We start from the raw sequence: 16,489 nt of genomic DNA, 5'->3' as shown, positions 1-16,489 counted from the left end.
TAGGGCCGCGCCAACCGCTTCGGTCCTCCCCTTGTGTCGCTAAACTCGCATGGACCATCGTGCTGGCCTTTGGCATTGGAGGCCGAATGTCGCCGTTACGGCAAATGATCAATCAACTCGTTCAGCAGGAGCAGCAACGCCCCAGCGACGACAGCCGCGGCAGCATCGTCCAGCATGATGCCGGCCCCACCCCTTACCTTGTCATGCATGATACGGATGGGCCAAGGCTTGACGACGTCGAAAAACCGGAAAGCAAGGAAGCCTGTTGCCCACCAGAGTGGGTCGAGTGGCAGCATGGAAAGTGTCACGGCGGCGCCGAAGGTCTCATCGATGACGACGATCTGCGGGTCCTCCGTCCCGGTATGGGAGATAACATGCGATGACGCCCATACGCCGACGGCGAACAGGGCCGCATAGGCAAGCACCGTCAGCCAAGGTGATGCGGGTATCAGAGCCGCGGCAACAGCCACTCCAACCATTGCGCCGGCCGTGCCCGGCCATGTTGGAGATAATCCCACGCCGACAGAGGTCGCGAGCAGGTAGGCGAACTTGGGTAGAAATTTATGCATCGAGTTTCGGCCGGCTTCCGACGGGTCGCAAGCAATCATAGTCACATCGTTCGGGTGTTGCCGCCAGACCGCCGCTCGATTTGCACACCCGTCAAAAGGCATCGCCCAAACCGTGAAATGCTGTCGGGCAGCTGTCGCTGCGACCGGAAGTTCTGTTTCGCCGTCAGCTTGGCGAGCATCTTAATCCGCCGGCCACATTCGCCAAACGAGATCGCTTTTGCGGCGAGTTGAGAACGTTCCTGAGCCCGGTCTCGGCCCGCATTGGCCAACTGAAACGGTGGCGATGGTGGAACAAACCCGCAAATTGCTGGTAAAGCTCCGTCAAACGACATCATCAGAGGAGCCGCCATGATCGCCGGTCTCATGAAAAGTCGCATCGACCCGCTATGGGAGCAGGCCGCCTCTCCGCTGATCGGGATCGGCATGACGCCGAACCAGGTTACGGCCAGCGGGCTCGTGCTCGTGGCTTTGTCTTCGGCCGCCTACGCGTATCACCATTCAAGTCTTGCCTTTGGCTTGTGCCTGGCGTTTGCCTTCAGCTTCGACGCGCTGGACGGTGCGGTCGCCCGCCGGACAAATATGAGCACCAAGGCCGGTGGCTATTTCGACGCTATCGTCGACCGTTATCAGGAATTGGCCGTCTTTGCGGCAATAGGCTGGGTCGCCGATCTGTGGGCGATCGCAATGTTCGCGTTCGCCGGCGGGATTCTCACCAGTTATGCCAAGGCGCGGACGGCGCTGGAAATCCCTGTGAAAAACCATGGTTGGCCGGATTTCTTCGAGCGGATGGAACGTCTGGTGTTCATTTGCGTGCTGCTCGCCGCTGACGGAGTCGCGACTGCCATGGGCGCGGATTCGCCCTGGATTCTGGCGGGGGGGTTCGCGCTGTACGCGGTGCTGGCCAACGCCACGGCCCTGCAACGGATCAGTCGCGCATTTGCGATGCTGAAACGAGCCGACGGGAAGCAGCCGTGAGATCGCTAGAACGCGAGCATCGTATTGACCGCCGTGGCTTCCCAACAAAGTCGTCAGCGCCAGCCCAAGCCCGGAGCGACATGGGTCAGGATCGCCTCGATGGCATGGACATTGTAGTCGACACCGAGCTGGTTGGGGACTGTGAGCAGCAGCGTATCGGCCTCAGCGATGGCTTCGTCGCCCTTTAGCTGCTCGATCAGGACGTCCGGCTCGGCGGCATAGGAGCGGCCGAACACGGCAAGCCTGTCTGCCTCGATATAGCCGAACTGATCTCCGCCCTGGTTGCCGCCGAAATAGGCACGGTCGCGATCGTCGACCAGCGCAAAAATGCTGCGGCTCACCGACACCCGTGGCTCGCGCGTGTGGTCGGCCGCCTTCCAGGCTTCGCGAAAAGCCCTGATCTGTTCGGCTTGCTGGATGTGAAACGGCTTTCCGCCTTCATCGAATTTGAGCGTGGAACTCTGCAGGTTCATTCCAAGTTTCGCCGCCCATTCTGCGGTGGCGTTTGTGGCGGCGCCCCACCAGATGCGCTCGCGCAGGCCCTCCGAGTGTGGCTCGACGCGAAGCAGGCCAGGCGGGTTGGGAAACATCGGCCGCGGGTTGGGCTGGGCAAAGCCTTTGCCCAGCAACACTTCGAGCAGCACTCCGGTGTGTCTGCGAGCCATGTCGGCATCGCTCTCGCCCTCTTGCGGGGCGTAGCCGAAGTAGCGCCATCCGTCGATCACCTGCTCCGGCGAGCCGCGGCTGATGCCTAGCTGCAGACGCCCTCCGGCGATCAGATCGGCGGCGCCGGCGTCCTCGGCCATGTAGAGCGGGTTCTCGTAACGCATGTCGATCACCGCCGTGCCGATCTCGATTCGGCTGGTCTTCGCCCCAACCGCTGCCAGCAGCGGGAAGGGCGAGGCGAGCTGGCGGGCGAAGTGATGCACGCGGAAATACGCGCCGTCCGCACCCAGCTCCTCGGCGGCGACGGCCAGCTCGACGGACTGCAAAAGCGCATCGGATGCCGTCCGCGTCTGCGATTGCGGCGAGGGCGTCCAGTGCCCGAACGAGAGGAAACCAATCTTCTTCATGAAATAGCCAGCCTAGAGGGAAGACAGGTGCAGACTATGCTTCGGCGCAGAGCAAAGCATCCCGAAATCGGTACCGACGGCCCAGTTTGAGGTGAACGGTCCGTTGTTGATCAGCGATGCCGTCAATGGCGAGCCTGTTGCTGGCGCGAGCGCGTCTAGGAAGGTGCCGCGAACGCGAGCACTATCGCGATGAGGATCAACAGCGGCCCCATCCATTTAAAATGGGTTCCAAAGTTGGTCCACCATGCTTGCTGGCCGGGGCGAGCTTGGAACGGGTCCGCGAGAAATCCGAAGCCGATGCCAGCCATCCACAACCCGGCGCAGAACATGATGAACTCGTCGATGTAATCCGCGACCATGTTCCGCAACTTTCGAATTATGCCGCCGCCACGTGCGCCGAATTCGAGCCGATATAGTTACGGATCGTTTCGATGATCCGGTCCTGGTCGGCCTCGCTCAGATAGGGATGCATCGGCAGGCACAGGATGCGCTTCGGCAGCTCTTCCGAAACGGCAAGGCCGGTCGGCGTGCGCGGATAATCGCGATAGGCAATCTGGCTGTGCAGCGGTTTCACATAGTAGATGACCGACGGAATGCCCTTTTCACCGAGATGTGCCTTGAGCCCGTCGCGCTTCGGCGTTTCGATGGCGTATTGCGCCCAGGCCGAGCGGCCGCCGCCCAGATTGCGCGCCGTCTTGACTATATCGCCGAGACCTTCGGCATAGCGATTAGCGACCGCTTGCCGCGCCACCATCTCGTCCTCGAGGATGGCCAGCTTCTCGATTAGGATCGCCGCCTGCAGTGTATCGAGCCGTGAATTGATGCCGACGCGGACATTGTCGTATTGCGTTTCGCCCTTGCCGTGAAAGGCGAACGAGCGCAGCTGTTCGGCCAGCGCATCGTCATTGGTGAACATCGCACCGCCGTCGCCGTAGCAGCCGAGCGGTTTTGCCGGATAGAAGCTGGTCGAGCCGACGGTGCCGAACGAGCCGCACATCTTGCCGTCAGCCGAGCCGCCGGTCGCCTGCGCCGCATCCTCGATGACCATCAGGCCTTCGCGATTGGCGATGGCCATGATTGCTTCGTAATCGGCGGCGAGGCCGAACAGGTCGACGGGAATGATTGCCTTCGGCCTCAGCCGCCCCTCCGCCTTGATCATGGCGATTGCCGCCTCGAGGCTGGCGATGTCGATATTGTAGCTGTCAGCATCGACATCGACGAACACCGGCTCGGCCTTGGTCAGCGCCACCACTTCGGCCGTGGCGGCGAAGGTGAAGCTCGGCACGAATACCGCGTCGCCCGGGCCGATGCCGGCGGCAAACAGCGGCAACAGCAGCGCGTCGGTGCCGTTGGCGCAAGCGACCACGTGCTTGGTGCCGATATAGGCGGCGAGCTTGTTTTCGAATTCGGTGACCTGCGGTCCAAGAATATAACGACCTTCGTCGACGACGCGGTCGATTGCCGCCTTCAGCCTGTCGCGGATGCGTTCGCGCTGTGCGCCAAGATCGATGAACTGCATGTCGGCCTCAAACGGTTTTAGCCAGATAACCGGCCGCTGGTAGCAGACTTGGCACGGCCGAGAAAGCCGCAGGGCAAAGCCCTGAATTGCTCAAGTGTCGCAGCCTGTTACCTCTGGTTTCCGATCTGCCCTCTTAAACGCGGGAAAATCCGGGCTTCGGCATGCTTGATATGGGCTGCGCATCCCGCCCGCCAGGTTAGGCGAAACATAAAGTGATCGCCGGCAGGCAGTCCGTGAGGCGGTTGCCAGCCGGTCAGGCGAGTTCATGCCGCCATGGCGGATTGGCGCCGGCCCGCGAGACCGTCACCGCCGCGGCCTTGGCGCCGAGCGTCAGCGCCTTATGGATGGCTTCTTTCGGCAGGCCGGCGATTGCCGTCTTCGACAGCAGGCCCTGCTCGTGCAAGGAGGCAAGGATGCCGGCATTGAACGTGTCGCCGGCGCCGACCGTATCGACCACCTCGACCTTGTCCGGCACGACCGTGACCCGGTGCTGGCTGCTGTAACCAACCGCGCCCTCGCTGCCGTGGGTGACGACGATCAGCTTCGGGCCGCGGTCCAGCCAGTTGCGGACGACGTCCTCATGCGAGCCGGCTTCGTCGAACCAGTTCAAATCCTCGTCCGACAGTTTCACGATGTCGGCCATCGCCATCATGTTGCGGATGCGCCTGAGATGCCTGGCCTTGTCGGGAATGAAGTTTGGCCGGATGTTGGGGTCGAGCATCATCACGCGGCGCTCATGCTCACGTCGCATGAACTCCTCATAGGCCGATCCGGCCGGTTCCGAGATCAGGCTGATGGCGCCGAACAGCATGGCCTCGATCTCGCTGCCGAGCTCCGGCAGGTCCTCGATGGTCAGCATGCGCCCGGCGGTGTTCTCGTCATAGAATGTATAGGTCGCCTGGCCGTTGGTGAGCCGCACGAAGGCGAGCGTGGTCGGCCGCGGCGAGGTGTGCGCATAGGTGGAACTGACCTTGCTGGCCCCCAGCGCCTCCCTGAACTGCCCGCCGAACAGATCCGACGACAGGCCGGAGAAGAAGCCGGCCGGCGCGCCGAGTCGGCCGAGCGCAATGGCCGAGTTGAAGACGGCACCGCCGACATAGGGGGCAAAGGCCGCTTCGCCCTCCGTCGTGGTGCGCGGCAGCATGTCGATCAGGGCTTCGCCGCAGCAGAGGATCATGAAGTCTTGCTTTCCGGCGGATAGATCACGCCCTTGCGAATGATGATGTTGGCGTAAAGCCGCGGCTCGCTCGTCGCGACGATCGCGTGGGCGGCCTTGACCCGTGCATAGAAGTCGGCGCCGGCAAGCGCAACCACCTTGCGGCCCGGCGCATGCCTGGCGCAGATCGCTTCAATCTCATGATGAACCGGATCGGCGAGCAGGGGATCGCCTTTAGCCGAGGCGCGAAACAGCGCCTGCGGCACGGCGTCGTCGACAGGCAACACGCTCAATACGGCATCCAGCACCGGGACGAGATGATGACCGTCGGCGCGGATCAGCCGCTGTGCCTGCTGTTCGGCCGGGTAGTTGCCGTCGACCAGCGCGATCTCGTCGCCATGGCCCATGGCGCGCAACATCGCCAGAAGCTCCGGGCCGAGCAGCGCCGGGATACCGATCAGCATGCTCAGAAGCTCCGGGAAATCGTGGTCGAGCCGATGAGGAAGCGCTCCGATAGCGGCAGACTGGCGCCACCCAGCGCCCGCGCATGGATGCCGACCGTTCCCTCGCGGACGGCCGGCAGCCTCAGGCCTTCGCCGTCGATCCTGCCGATGGCCTGGATGACGGCATCGACAAGCCGCCTGCGCACGGCGAGCGGCATCCATCCGTCGATCACCGCGGCTTCGAAATCGATGACGGACGACGCCGCAACGATGGCATAGGCGAGCGCCTGCGAGGCGCTGGCGATCCAGTCGTCAAGCTCGGCACCGATCTCGCCCCAGTCCCCCGGTGATGTCCACAGATGCGAGGCCTCGACGCCGCGTGCGTTGAGCGCCTTCTCCAGCGTGGCGATCGATGCAACGTCGATCAACTGCGTCGGCTTGCCGTCAGGCCCGGGCACTGGCATTGAGCCCAGCGCGCCGGCATTGCCGGTTGGGCCGCCAAACAGCCGGCCGTTCAGCACGATGCCGCCGCCGGCAAAGGCACCGATGTAGAAATAGACGAAATCGCGCGCCGCACCCGCCGCCTGGCCGAACACGAGCTCGGCGCCGCAGGCCGAGGTGGCATCGTTTTGCAGGTAGACCGGAAATTCGCATTGCGCCTGGATGTCGGCGCGGATGTCGCGATGGCGCCATTCGTCCATGATTTCACGCGGCGCGCCGGCGGTATCGGCCCAGTTCCACAATTCGAACGGCATGGCGATGCCAAGCCCGGCGATGCGCTTGTCCTGCGCAGGAGTGAGCTCGCCGCGCATCTTCTTCATGCCGCTCGTAACGAATTCCACCGTCTCGCGCGGCGCCGGATAGCGGTACGAATGCTGCAGCATCGAGCGCACATTGCCGAGGAAATCGATCAGCACGAGCTCGGCGCTGCGCCGGCCGATCTTCAGGCCGATGAAATAGGCGCCGTCGGGATTGAGCGCCATGGGTATCGAGGGCTGGCCAATCTTGCCGCGCAACGGCGCCTGGCGAACGAGCAGGTCGTCCTCCTCCAGCTCGCGCATGATGACTGATACTGTCTGCGCCGAGAGGCCAGTCATGCGTGCGATGTCGGATTTGGCCAGGCTGCCGTGCTGGCGCACCAGCGACAGCACCAGCCGCTCATTGTGGTCCCGCATGCCGCTTTGATTGGTGCCGCGGTGCAGGCGGCTTTCGGCCGCATCGGGCGAGCCGTGCCTTGTAATGCCGGTCTCCACCCCTGTTCCTCCCGTCGTTTCCCCTCAATGCTTTTGGTCTAGAGTGAGTGAACAATCCTGCGTTGTCAATAATAAATAAGAGTGATTTAATTATTGACAGTGCTGGCCGACTGGTGTCTCTTGAGATCGGCGTCGACACTGGGAGATTTCGTCGGACGCGCTGCAGATGCCGGTTGGCCGGCATCCTAAATGGTTCAATGGGAGGAAAATCGTGACCACGTCAAAACTGTTGAAATCCACCGTGTTTGCCGCGGCCGGACTGAGCCTGATGGCGTTTGCGTCGACGGCATCGGCCGCCGGGGTCGGCGCCTGCTTGATCACCAAGACCGACACCAATCCCTTCTTCGTGAAGATGAAGGAAGGTGCCGCCGCGAAAGCCAAGGAAATCGGTGTCGATCTGAAAGCCTATGCCGGCAAGGCGGAAGGTGACAATGAGGGCCAGGTTGCGGCGATCGAATCCTGCATCGCCGACGGCGCCAAGGGCATTTTGATCACCGCCACCGACACTGCGGCCATCGTGCCGGCGGTGAAGAAGGCGCGCGATGCAGGGGTGCTGGTGATCGCTCTCGACACGCAGCTCGAGCCTGCCGATGCCGCGGATGCGACGTTTGCGACCGACAATTTCAAGGCCGGCGAGCTTATCGGCTCCTGGGCAAAGGCTACCTTGGGCGACAAGGCCAAGGATGCGCACATTGCCTACATGGATCTGATCGCCAGCCAGCCCTCCGTCGACGTCCAGCGTGATCAAGGCTTCATGAAGGGCTTCGGCATCGACCTCGGCGATCCCAAGAAGATCGGCGACGAAACCGACGCACGCAACGTCTGTCACGATCTGTCGAGCGGCAATGAGGATGGCGGGCATACTGCCATGGAGAATTGCCTGCAGAAGGATCCGGATATCAACGTCGTCTACACCATCAACGAACCTGCGGCCGCGGGCGCCTACCAGGCGCTGAAAGCCGTCGGCAAGGAGAAGGACGTCCTGATTGTCTCGGTCGATGGCGGCTGCCCCGGTGTCAAGAACGTTGCCGAGGGCGTGATCGGCGCCACTTCACAGCAATATCCATTGCTCATGGCCTCGCTCGGCATCGAGGCGATCAAGACCTTTGCCGACACCGGCAAGAAGCCTGAGCCGTCGCCCGGTCTGAACTTCTACAACACCGGCGTCACGCTGATCACCGACAAGCCTGCCGCCGGCATCGAATCCATCGACACGAAGCAAGGCCTCAGCAAGTGCTGGGGTTGATTTGATCCCCTGATCGGCTCAACTTCAAAAGAACAATAGGGAATGTGGAGCGGTTTCGGCCGCTCCACATCACAGGCGGGGAGGCCGACTTGAGCGTCGAAACAACCAGGAGCAAGGGACCGCAGGAATTCGAGACGGTCCTGGCCGCTAGCGACGCCAGCGTCGCATCATTCGAGACGCATTCCCGCTCGACGTTGGAGAGCATCCAGCACCGCTTGCATAAAAGCCCGGCCATGGTGCCGCTGATCATCCTGCTCATCTCGGTGGTTCTGTTCGCAGTCGTCGTCGGCGGACGCTTCTTTTCTCCCTTCACCCTCACCCTGATCCTCCAGCAGGTGGCGATAACCGGCATGGTCGGCATCGCGCAGACACTGGTGGTGCTCACCGCCGGCATCGACCTGTCAGTCGGCGCCATCATGGTGCTGAGCTCGGTTGTTATGGGCCAGTTTGCCATGCATTACGGTGTTCCAGCGCCGGTCGCCGTTGCCATCGGGCTGCTTGTCGGCGCGATTTGCGGCTTGATCAACGGCATTCTCATCGCCTGGGTGAAACTGCCGCCCTTCATCGTGACGCTCGGCACCTGGTCGATCTACGCTGCCATCAACTTCATCTATTCCGGCAACGAGACCATCCGCAGCCAGGATCTCGAGGCGACGGCACCGCTGCTGCAGTTTTTCGGCGGCTCGTTCAGGATCGGCGGCGCAGTCTTCACCTATGGCGTGCTGTTGGTGCTGATCATGGGGGCAATTGCCTGGTACGTGCTCAATCACACCGCATGGGGCCGGCATGTCTACGCAGTCGGCGACGACCCGGAAGCCGCGGAACTGTCGGGGGTGCGCGTCAGCCGGATGCTGGTCACGGTCTATACCCTGACCGGCATCATTTGTGCCATCGCCGGCTGGGCCTTGATCGGACGCATCGGATCGGTCTCGCCGCAGGCCGGGCAGTTCGAGAACATCAATTCGATTACCGCCGTGGTGATTGGCGGCACATCACTGTTCGGCGGCCGCGGTTCCATCCTCGGGACCATCTTCGGTGCGCTGATCGTCGGGGTGTTCGCGCTCGGCCTCAGGCTTTGGGGGACAGATCCCCAATGGACGCAATTGTCTGTCGGCGCCCTTATCATCATCGCTGTTGGTATCGACCAGTGGATCAGGAAGATCTCGGCATGAACCAGACTCAGGAACCGATCCTTACCGCCCGCAGCCTGGTCAAACGCTACGGTCGCGTCACCGCCCTCGACAATGCCGATTTCGATCTCTATCCGGGCGAAATCCTTGCTGTCATCGGCGACAACGGCGCCGGCAAGTCGTCGCTTATCAAGGCGATTTCCGGCGCGGTCGTGCCCGACGAAGGCGAGATCCGGCTTGAAGGCAAGCCTATTGCATTCAAATCGCCGATGGAGGCCCGCGAAGCCGGCATCGAGACCGTCTACCAGAACCTGGCGCTGTCGCCGGCGCTGTCCATCGCCGACAACATGTTTCTCGGCCGCGAGATCCGCAAGCCGGGCTTTCTTGGCAGCTGGCTGCGCATGCTCGACCGTCCGGCGATGGAAAAGCGCGCCCGCGACAAGCTGACCGAACTTGGCCTGATGACCATCCAGAACATCAGCCAGGCGGTGGAAACTCTCTCCGGCGGTCAACGCCAGGGCGTGGCGGTGGCGCGCGCCGCGGCGTTCGGCTCGAAGATGGTCATCATGGATGAGCCGACGGCCGCGCTCGGCGTCAAGGAGAGCCGCCGCGTGCTCGAACTGATACTCGACGTCAAACGCCGAGGCCTGCCGATCGTGCTGATTTCACACAATATGCCGCATGTCTTCGAGGTGGCGGACCGCATTCACATTCATCGGCTCGGCCGTCGCCTGTGCGTCATCGATCCGAAGCAATATACGATGTCCGACGCGGTCGCCTTCATGACCGGCGCCAAGGTCCCGCCGGAGGCGGCGCTGGCGGCCTGAACAAGAACTTGAGGCCCGCCGCTGAGGGCGCGGTGTTTCAATGCCAAATTGCCGCAGGGCAACCCGGCTTGCGGTCGCCTGAATCCATTGAACATCCGGTGGGATGCATTAGCATTGGCGGAGATGGTGAAAGCCGCATGATCCTGGCAACGTCACGAGAGGCAGCATGACGCGCGCGATGACAACCGAAGCTCCTCTGCCCACCCTCGAAAACCCGGATCCCAAGACGCTCGCCGACGAAGTCTTGCAGGCCCTCAAATACAGGGTCGGCAAGGGCACCAACGTTGCAACCCAGTACGATTGGCTCACCGCCTCGATCAAGGTTGTGCGCGACCGCATCGTCGATCATTGGATGCAGGCGACCCAAGAGGCCTACGCCCAGCAGGAAAAGCGCGTCTATTACCTGTCACTGGAATTCCTCATCGGCCGCTTGATGCGCGATGCCTTCTCCAATCTCGGCCTGATGGACAATATGCGCGAGGCGCTGTCGTCGCTTGGCGTCGACCTTGACATCATTGCAGCGCTCGAACCGGACGCTGCCCTTGGCAATGGCGGCCTTGGCCGGCTCGCCGCCTGCTTCATGGAAAGCATGGCTACCGTCGATATCCCCGCGCATGGCTATGGCATTCGCTACGCCAACGGCATGTTTCGGCAGGAGATCCATGACGGCTGGCAAGTCGAACTGCCCGAGACATGGCTCGATCACGGCAATCCTTGGGAGTTCGAACGCCGCGAACGCTCCTTCGAGGTCGGCTTCGGCGGCTCGGTGGAATCGATCACCTCGAAGGACGGCAGGCTCGAGCGCCATGTCTGGAAGCCGACCGAACATGTTCTGGCCGTTGCTTACGATACGCCAGTGGTTGGCTGGCGGGCCAACCGCGTCAACACGCTGCGTCTGTGGTCCGGCATGCCGGTCGATCCGATCCTGCTCGACAAGTTCAACGCCGGCGATCACATCGGCGCGCTCGCCGAGAGCAACAAGGCCGATGCGCTGTCGCGCGTCCTTTACCCGGCCGATTCCCACAAGGCAGGCCAGGAGTTGCGGCTCAGGCAGGAGTATTTCTTCTCCACCGCCTCGCTGCAGGACATCCTTCAGCGTCATCTCAGCCAGTATGGCGACCTGCAATCGCTGCCCGACAAGGCGGCGATCCATCTCAACGACACCCATCCGGCCATCGCCGTCCCCGAGCTGATGCGCCTGTTGATGGATGTCCACGGCATGGATTTCGACCAGGCGTGGAGCATCACCAAGCGCACCTTCGGCTACACCAACCACACGCTGCTGCCCGAAGCGCTGGAAAGCTGGCCCGTGCCGCTATTCGAGCGGCTGTTGCCGCGCCACATGCAGATCGTCTACGCCATCAACGCCGAGGTGCTGCTCGAGGCGCGCGCCTCCGACCAGTTCTCGGACGAGCAGATCAGCCGCATCTCGCTGATCCAGGAAAATGGCGATCGCCGCGTGCGTATGGGCAATCTGGCCTTTGTCGGCTCGCACTCGATCAACGGCGTCTCGGCACTGCATACGGAATTGATGAAGGAGACGGTGTTTGCCGACCTCCACAGGCTCTACCCGGATCGCATCAACAACAAGACCAACGGGATCACACCGCGGCGCTGGCTGATACAGTGCAATCCCGGCCTCACGGCACTCACCCGAGAGGCGATCGGCGACGGCTTCCTCGACGACATCGACGAGATAAAGCTGCTCGATCCTTTCGCCGAGGACGCTGCCTTCCGCGACAAGTTCGCCGCTGTCAAACGGGCGAACAAGACGAGGCTTGCCAATCTCGTTGCCGACCGGCTCGGCATCAAGGTGGACCCCTCGGCGCTGTTCGACATCCAGGTCAAGCGCATCCACGAATACAAGCGCCAGCTCTTGAACATTCTCGAAGCGGTCGCGCTTTACGACCAGATCCGCTCGCATCCGGAGCGCGACTGGATGCCCCGCGTCAAGTTCTTCGGCGGCAAGGCGGCGCCCAGCTATCACAACGCCAAGCTGATCATCAAACTTGCCAACGACGTCGCCCGGGTCATCAACCGCGACCCGGCGGTGCGCGGCTTGCTGAAAGTGGTGTTCGTGCCGAACTACAATGTCAGCCTAGCCGAGATCATGATACCGGCCGCCGATCTTTCGGAGCAGATATCGACCGCCGGCATGGAAGCGTCCGGCACCGGCAACATGAAGTTCGCGCTGAACGGCGCGCTGACCATCGGCACGCTCGACGGCGCCAATGTCGAGATCAAGGAATGCGTCGGCGACGACAACATCTTCATCTTCGGCCTGACCACCGAAGAGGTCGCCGAGCGGCGCAACAATGGTTACGATCCGCGCGCCGTAATCGAGGGATCGCCTGAATTGGCGCAGGCGCTTGCCGCGGTGTCGTCCGGGGTCTTTTCGCCTGACGATCCGGACCGTTATCGCGACCTGATCAACGGCCTTTACCAGAGCGACTGGTTCATGGTCGCTGCGGATTTCGATGCCTACGCCGCCACCCAGCGCGACGTCGATGCCGTCTGGCGCAACAGCCCGGACTGGTACGCCAGAGCCATCCGCAATGTCGCCCGCGTCGGCTGGTTCTCGTCCGACCGCACGATCCGCCAATATGCGAAAGACATCTGGCACGTGCCCGCCTGATGTGATTGCATGAGACCAGGAACAATGTGGCCCTAGTGGAGTGATTTGACCTTCGCATCCCTTGGAAGGTCAGGCGGCCTGCGACTGTCGAATTCAAAACTTCACTAGAAACACGCACTTGGTGCCCGAGGAGGGACACTGCCTGATGAGCAAGCCGCGCGCGACCGTTGCGACAAGCGGGCCGGACGGACTGGCGCCAGCCGGCGATGTCGCGGCGATTGTCGCCGGCACGCATGGCGACCCGTTCTCCGTGCTTGGCGTGCATGAGGCGGGGAAGGGCTTTGTCGGCCGCTGCTTCGTCCCTCATGCCGAGTCCGTCACCGCCTATACGCTGACCGGCAAGAAGGCCGGCGAGCTGTCGAGACGCGATGATCGCGGCTTCTTCGAGGGCAAACTGTCGCTGCGCAAACGCCAGCCGCTGCGCTATCACGCCAGGAACGCCGGCGGCGACTGGTGGCTGACCGATCCATATTCCTTCGGCCCCGTGCTCGGCCCGCTGGACGATTATTACATCGCCGAAGGATCGCATCTCAGGCTGTTCGACAAGCTCGGCGCTCATCTCATCGACCATGAGGGTGCATCGGGCGTACATTTTGCGGTGTGGGCGCCCAATGCAAGGCGTGTCTCGGTGGTCGGCGACTTCAACGAGTGGGACGGCCGCAGGCACACCATGCGCGACCGCCGCGATACCGGTATCTGGGAGCTGTTCATTCCCGACATCGGCGCCGGCCGCCCTTATAAATACGAGATCATCGGGCCGGATGGCGTGAGATTGCCGCTCAAGGCAGATCCGTTCGCCTTCAAATCCGAACTGCGCCCGGCTACCGCCTCGGTGACGGCGCTGCCGCCGGTGCATGAATGGGGCGACGAGGCGCACCGGAACTACTGGCGCAATGCCGACCACAGGCGCGAAGCCGTATCGATCTACGAGGTCCATGCCGGCTCATGGCGGCTTCACGACGACGGCAGCTTCCTGTCATGGGACGAGCTCGCCGACCGGCTGATCCCCTATGTGGTCGAGACGGGTTTCACCCACATCGAATTCATGCCGATCTCCGAACACCCCTATGACCCGTCCTGGGGCTACCAGACGACCGGTCTCTATGCGCCGAGCGCCCGCTTTGGCGATCCGGACGGTTTTGCCCGCTTCGTCGACGGTGCCCACCGCGCCGGCATCGGCGTCATCCTTGACTGGGTGCCGGCGCATTTCCCGGTTGACGAACACGGTCTGGCAAAGTTCGACGGCACCGCACTCTACGAACATGCCGATCCGCGCAAGGGCTTCCATCCCGACTGGAACACCGCGATCTACAATTTTGGTCGTCGCGAGGTGGTCTCGTTTCTTGTCAACAATGCGCTGTTCTGGGCAGAGAAATATCACGTCGACGGTCTGCGCGTCGATGCGGTCGCCTCGATGCTTTATCTCGATTATTCGCGCAAGGCTGGTGAATGGATTCCCAACGAGAGGGGCGGGCGCGAGAACCTGGAAGCGGTCAGCTTCCTGCAACGGATGAACAAGGAGGTCTACGGCCACCATCCGGGTGTGATGACCATCGCCGAGGAATCGACCTCGTGGCCGAAAGTCTCGCAGCCGGTGCACGAGGGCGGACTGGGCTTCGGTTTCAAGTGGAACATGGGCTTCATGCACGACACTCTGGAGTATTTCTCCAAGGAGCCGATCTTCCGCAAGCATCACCACAACGACATCACCTTCGGCCTGGTCTACGCCTTCAGCGAGAACTTCGTGCTGCCGCTGTCCCATGACGAGGTGGTGCACGGCAAGGGAACGCTGCTTAACAAGATGGCCGGCGACGACTGGCAGAAATTCGCGACGCTGCGCGCCTATTACGCCTTCATGTGGGGCTATCCCGGCAAGAAGCTGTTGTTCATGGGCCAGGAGTTCGCGCAACGCCGCGAGTGGAGCGAGGCGCGCGCGCTCGACTGGAACCTGCTCGATTTCCGGCTCCACCGTGGTGTCTGGCAGACGGTGCGCGATCTCAACTATCTCTACCGCTCGCGCCCGGCGCTGCATGCCCGCGACTGCGAGCCGGAGGGCTTTTCCTGGCTGATCGTCGATGACAGCGCGAATTCGGTGTTCGCTTGGCTGCGCAGCGCGCCGGGCGGCAACCCGGTCGCCGTCATTTCCAACTTCACGCCGGTGCCGCGCGACAATTACCGCGTGCCGTTGCCGCAGACCGGAAAATGGCGCGAGATCATCAACACCGACGCCACGGACTATGGCGGTTCCGGCAAGGGCAACAGCGGCCTCGTCGAGGCTCGGGCGGAAGGAGGAGGCATTTCGGCGACGATGCTTTTGCCGCCGCTGTCGACGATCATGCTCGAATTCGTCCCGGACTGAGCTATGTCTGGAGCATCTAACCTGGGAGGATAGGAATGGCTGAAACAAAACGAACACAGCCGCTGGCACGCGACGCCATGGCTTATGTGCTGGCCGGCGGCCGTGGCAGCCGGCTCAAGGAACTGACCGACCGCCGCGCCAAGCCGGCGGTCTATTTCGGCGGCAAGACCCGCATCATCGATTTCGCGCTGTCCAATGCGCTCAATTCCGGTATCCGCCGCCTCGGCGTCGCCACCCAGTACAAGGCGCATTCGCTGATCCGCCACCTGCAGCGCGGCTGGAACTTCCTGCGGCCCGAGCGCAACGAGAGTTTCGACATCTTGCCGGCCAGCCAGCGTGTGTCGGAAACACAGTGGTATGAGGGCACCGCCGACGCCGTGTACCAGAACATCGACATCATCGAGGCCTATGGGCCGGAATACATGGTCATCCTGGCCGGCGACCACGTCTACAAGATGGATTACGAATTGATGCTGCGCCAGCATGTAGAGGCCGGCGCCGATGTCACCGTCGGCTGCCTCGAAGTGCCGCGCATGGAAGCCACCGGCTTCGGCGTCATGCATGTCGACACCAAGGACACCATCATCTCCTTCATCGAAAAGCCCGCCGATCCGCCGGGCATTCCCGACAAGCCGGATTTTGCGCTGGCCTCGATGGGCATCTATGTGTTCAAGACCAAGTTCCTGATGGAGCAATTGCGTCGCGATGCAGCGGAGCCCGGCTCCAGCCGCGACTTCGGCAAGGACATCATCCCCTACATCGTCGAACACGGAAAGGCGATCGCGCATCGCTTCGCCAAATCATGCGTGCGCTCGACCGCCGAGAACGAAGCCTATTGGCGCGACGTCGGCACGGTCGACGCCTATTGGGAAGCCAATATCGACCTGACCGACATCACGCCGGAACTCGACCTCTACGACCGCGACTGGCCGATCTGGACCTACGCCGAGTTGAAGCCGCCGGCAAAGTTCGTGCATGACGAAGATGGCCGCCGCGGGTCGGCCGTGTCGTCTCTCGTGTCGGGCGATTGCATCGTTTCGGGCGCTTCGCTGAAGCGAAGCCTGATCTTCACCGGCGCGCGCATCAATTCCTATTCGACGCTGGAGGAGGTCGTCATGCTGCCCGACGTCCATGTCGGCCGCAACGCCAGGCTGAAGCGCGTGGTCATCGATCACGGCGTCAGGATCCCGGAGGGGCTGGTGGTCGGCGAGGATCCTGTCCTCGACGCCAAGCGTTTCCGCGTTTCGGAAAAAGGCATCTGCCTGGTCACGCAGGACATGGTCAACAGGCTGGGATCGTAGTGC

The 16,489-nt window shown here is 62.4% G+C and carries 15 protein-coding genes; 7 read left to right on the top strand and 8 right to left on the bottom strand.

From position 1 onward, the window contains the following. Positions 1–95: 95 nt before the first annotated feature. Both NKH43_RS04720 and NKH43_RS04715 read right to left on the bottom strand, forming a co-directional pair. A complete protein-coding gene (locus NKH43_RS04720; RefSeq protein ID WP_031193801.1) occupies positions 96–569 on the bottom strand; it encodes a phosphatidylglycerophosphatase A family protein in 474 nt (157 codons plus the stop codon). Between the two features lie 41 nt (positions 570–610). Continuing rightward, the gene (locus NKH43_RS04715) at positions 611–919 is read right to left on the bottom strand and encodes a hypothetical protein (protein ID WP_031193800.1); all 309 of its coding nucleotides are present in this window, start codon (positions 917–919) and stop codon (positions 611–613) included. On the opposite strand from NKH43_RS04715, the gene NKH43_RS04710 reads away from it, so the two are divergent. Beyond that, positions 918–1,544 (top strand): CDP-alcohol phosphatidyltransferase family protein, encoded by a 627-nt coding sequence (locus tag NKH43_RS04710; RefSeq protein ID WP_352856821.1) that lies wholly within the window; start codon positions 918–920, stop codon positions 1,542–1,544. The two genes, NKH43_RS04715 and NKH43_RS04710, sit on opposite strands and share 2 nt — an antisense overlap. A 53-nt stretch (positions 1,545–1,597) precedes the next feature. Here the strand turns inward: NKH43_RS04710 and NKH43_RS04705 are convergent, their stop codons facing one another. The 6 genes from NKH43_RS04705 to NKH43_RS04680 all read right to left on the bottom strand — a co-directional run bounded on the left by NKH43_RS04705 (position 1,598) and on the right by NKH43_RS04680 (position 6,988). After that, entirely contained in the window at positions 1,598–2,617 is a 1,020-nt protein-coding gene (locus tag NKH43_RS04705; RefSeq protein WP_352856819.1) for an LLM class flavin-dependent oxidoreductase, read from the bottom strand. 155 nt (positions 2,618–2,772) lie between these two features. Then, entirely contained in the window at positions 2,773–2,976 is a 204-nt protein-coding gene (locus tag NKH43_RS04700) for a hypothetical protein (protein ID WP_023718458.1), read from the bottom strand. Positions 2,977–2,993: 17 nt separating this feature from the next. After that, positions 2,994–4,136 (bottom strand): DegT/DnrJ/EryC1/StrS family aminotransferase, encoded by a 1,143-nt coding sequence (locus NKH43_RS04695; RefSeq protein ID WP_023718457.1) that lies wholly within the window; start codon positions 4,134–4,136, stop codon positions 2,994–2,996. A gap of 253 nt (positions 4,137–4,389) precedes the next feature. Continuing rightward, on the bottom strand, positions 4,390–5,313 hold the full coding sequence (locus tag NKH43_RS04690) for a carbohydrate kinase family protein (protein ID WP_352483656.1): 924 nt from the start codon (positions 5,311–5,313) through the stop codon (positions 4,390–4,392). Then, entirely contained in the window at positions 5,310–5,756 is a 447-nt protein-coding gene (locus NKH43_RS04685; RefSeq protein WP_023718455.1) for an RbsD/FucU family protein, read from the bottom strand. Before NKH43_RS04685 ends, NKH43_RS04690 begins: the two co-directional genes overlap by 4 nt. Before the next feature lie 2 nt (positions 5,757–5,758). Continuing rightward, a complete protein-coding gene (locus tag NKH43_RS04680; protein ID WP_352494808.1) occupies positions 5,759–6,988 on the bottom strand; it encodes an ROK family transcriptional regulator in 1,230 nt (409 codons plus the stop codon). A gap of 229 nt (positions 6,989–7,217) precedes the next feature. On the opposite strand from NKH43_RS04680, the gene NKH43_RS04675 reads away from it, so the two are divergent. The 6 genes from NKH43_RS04675 (at position 7,218) to glgC (ending at position 16,486) form a co-directional block, all read left to right on the top strand. Continuing rightward, positions 7,218–8,234, top strand: coding sequence for a sugar ABC transporter substrate-binding protein (locus NKH43_RS04675; protein ID WP_023718453.1), 1,017 nt, complete (start codon positions 7,218–7,220; stop codon positions 8,232–8,234). 89 nt (positions 8,235–8,323) lie between these two features. After that, positions 8,324–9,406, top strand: a complete 1,083-nt coding sequence (locus NKH43_RS04670) for an ABC transporter permease (protein ID WP_023718452.1) — start codon at positions 8,324–8,326, stop codon at positions 9,404–9,406. After that, positions 9,403–10,191 carry an ATP-binding cassette domain-containing protein gene (locus NKH43_RS04665; protein ID WP_023718451.1) on the top strand — a complete coding sequence of 263 codons (789 nt, stop codon included), beginning with the start codon at positions 9,403–9,405 and terminating at the stop codon, positions 10,189–10,191. Before NKH43_RS04670 ends, NKH43_RS04665 begins: the two co-directional genes overlap by 4 nt. 166 nt (positions 10,192–10,357) lie before the next feature. Continuing rightward, positions 10,358–12,826: a glycogen/starch/alpha-glucan phosphorylase gene (locus NKH43_RS04660; RefSeq protein ID WP_352856817.1), complete on the top strand. Its 2,469-nt coding sequence runs from the start codon at positions 10,358–10,360 to the stop codon at positions 12,824–12,826. Positions 12,827–12,971: 145 nt separating this feature from the next. After that, on the top strand, positions 12,972–15,185 hold the full coding sequence (glgB, locus tag NKH43_RS04655) for a 1,4-alpha-glucan branching protein GlgB (RefSeq protein WP_352483653.1): 2,214 nt from the start codon (positions 12,972–12,974) through the stop codon (positions 15,183–15,185). Between the two features lie 35 nt (positions 15,186–15,220). Then, positions 15,221–16,486: a glucose-1-phosphate adenylyltransferase gene (gene glgC / locus NKH43_RS04650; protein WP_023718448.1), complete on the top strand. Its 1,266-nt coding sequence runs from the start codon at positions 15,221–15,223 to the stop codon at positions 16,484–16,486. Positions 16,487–16,489 lie beyond the last annotated feature (3 nt).

The sequence above is a fragment of the Mesorhizobium sp. M1163 genome, assembly GCF_040318415.1.
Taxonomy (GTDB): Bacteria; Pseudomonadota; Alphaproteobacteria; order Rhizobiales; family Rhizobiaceae; genus Mesorhizobium.
This window is presented reverse-complemented; position numbering and strand designations above follow the sequence as displayed.

What these genes read in the sequence shown, in the direction of transcription:
- NKH43_RS04720 (WP_031193801.1), bottom strand. Translation starts at nt 569, where the DNA reads ATGCATAAATTTCTACCCAAGTTCGCCTACCTGCTCGCGACCTCTGTC.
- NKH43_RS04705 (WP_352856819.1), bottom strand. Translation starts at nt 2,617, where the DNA reads ATGAAGAAGATTGGTTTCCTCTCGTTCGGGCACTGGACGCCCTCGCCG.
- NKH43_RS04700 (WP_023718458.1), bottom strand. Translation starts at nt 2,976, where the DNA reads ATGGTCGCGGATTACATCGACGAGTTCATCATGTTCTGCGCCGGGTTG.
- NKH43_RS04665 (WP_023718451.1), top strand. Translation starts at nt 9,403, where the DNA reads ATGAACCAGACTCAGGAACCGATCCTTACCGCCCGCAGCCTGGTCAAA.
- NKH43_RS04690 (WP_352483656.1), bottom strand. Translation starts at nt 5,313, where the DNA reads ATGATCCTCTGCTGCGGCGAAGCCCTGATCGACATGCTGCCGCGCACC.
- NKH43_RS04660 (WP_352856817.1), top strand. Translation starts at nt 10,358, where the DNA reads ATGACGCGCGCGATGACAACCGAAGCTCCTCTGCCCACCCTCGAAAAC.
- NKH43_RS04695 (WP_023718457.1), bottom strand. Translation starts at nt 4,136, where the DNA reads ATGCAGTTCATCGATCTTGGCGCACAGCGCGAACGCATCCGCGACAGG.
- glgB (WP_352483653.1), top strand. Translation starts at nt 12,972, where the DNA reads ATGAGCAAGCCGCGCGCGACCGTTGCGACAAGCGGGCCGGACGGACTG.
- NKH43_RS04715 (WP_031193800.1), bottom strand. Translation starts at nt 919, where the DNA reads ATGGCGGCTCCTCTGATGATGTCGTTTGACGGAGCTTTACCAGCAATT.
- NKH43_RS04685 (WP_023718455.1), bottom strand. Translation starts at nt 5,756, where the DNA reads ATGCTGATCGGTATCCCGGCGCTGCTCGGCCCGGAGCTTCTGGCGATG.
- glgC (WP_023718448.1), top strand. Translation starts at nt 15,221, where the DNA reads ATGGCTGAAACAAAACGAACACAGCCGCTGGCACGCGACGCCATGGCT.
- NKH43_RS04710 (WP_352856821.1), top strand. Translation starts at nt 918, where the DNA reads ATGATCGCCGGTCTCATGAAAAGTCGCATCGACCCGCTATGGGAGCAG.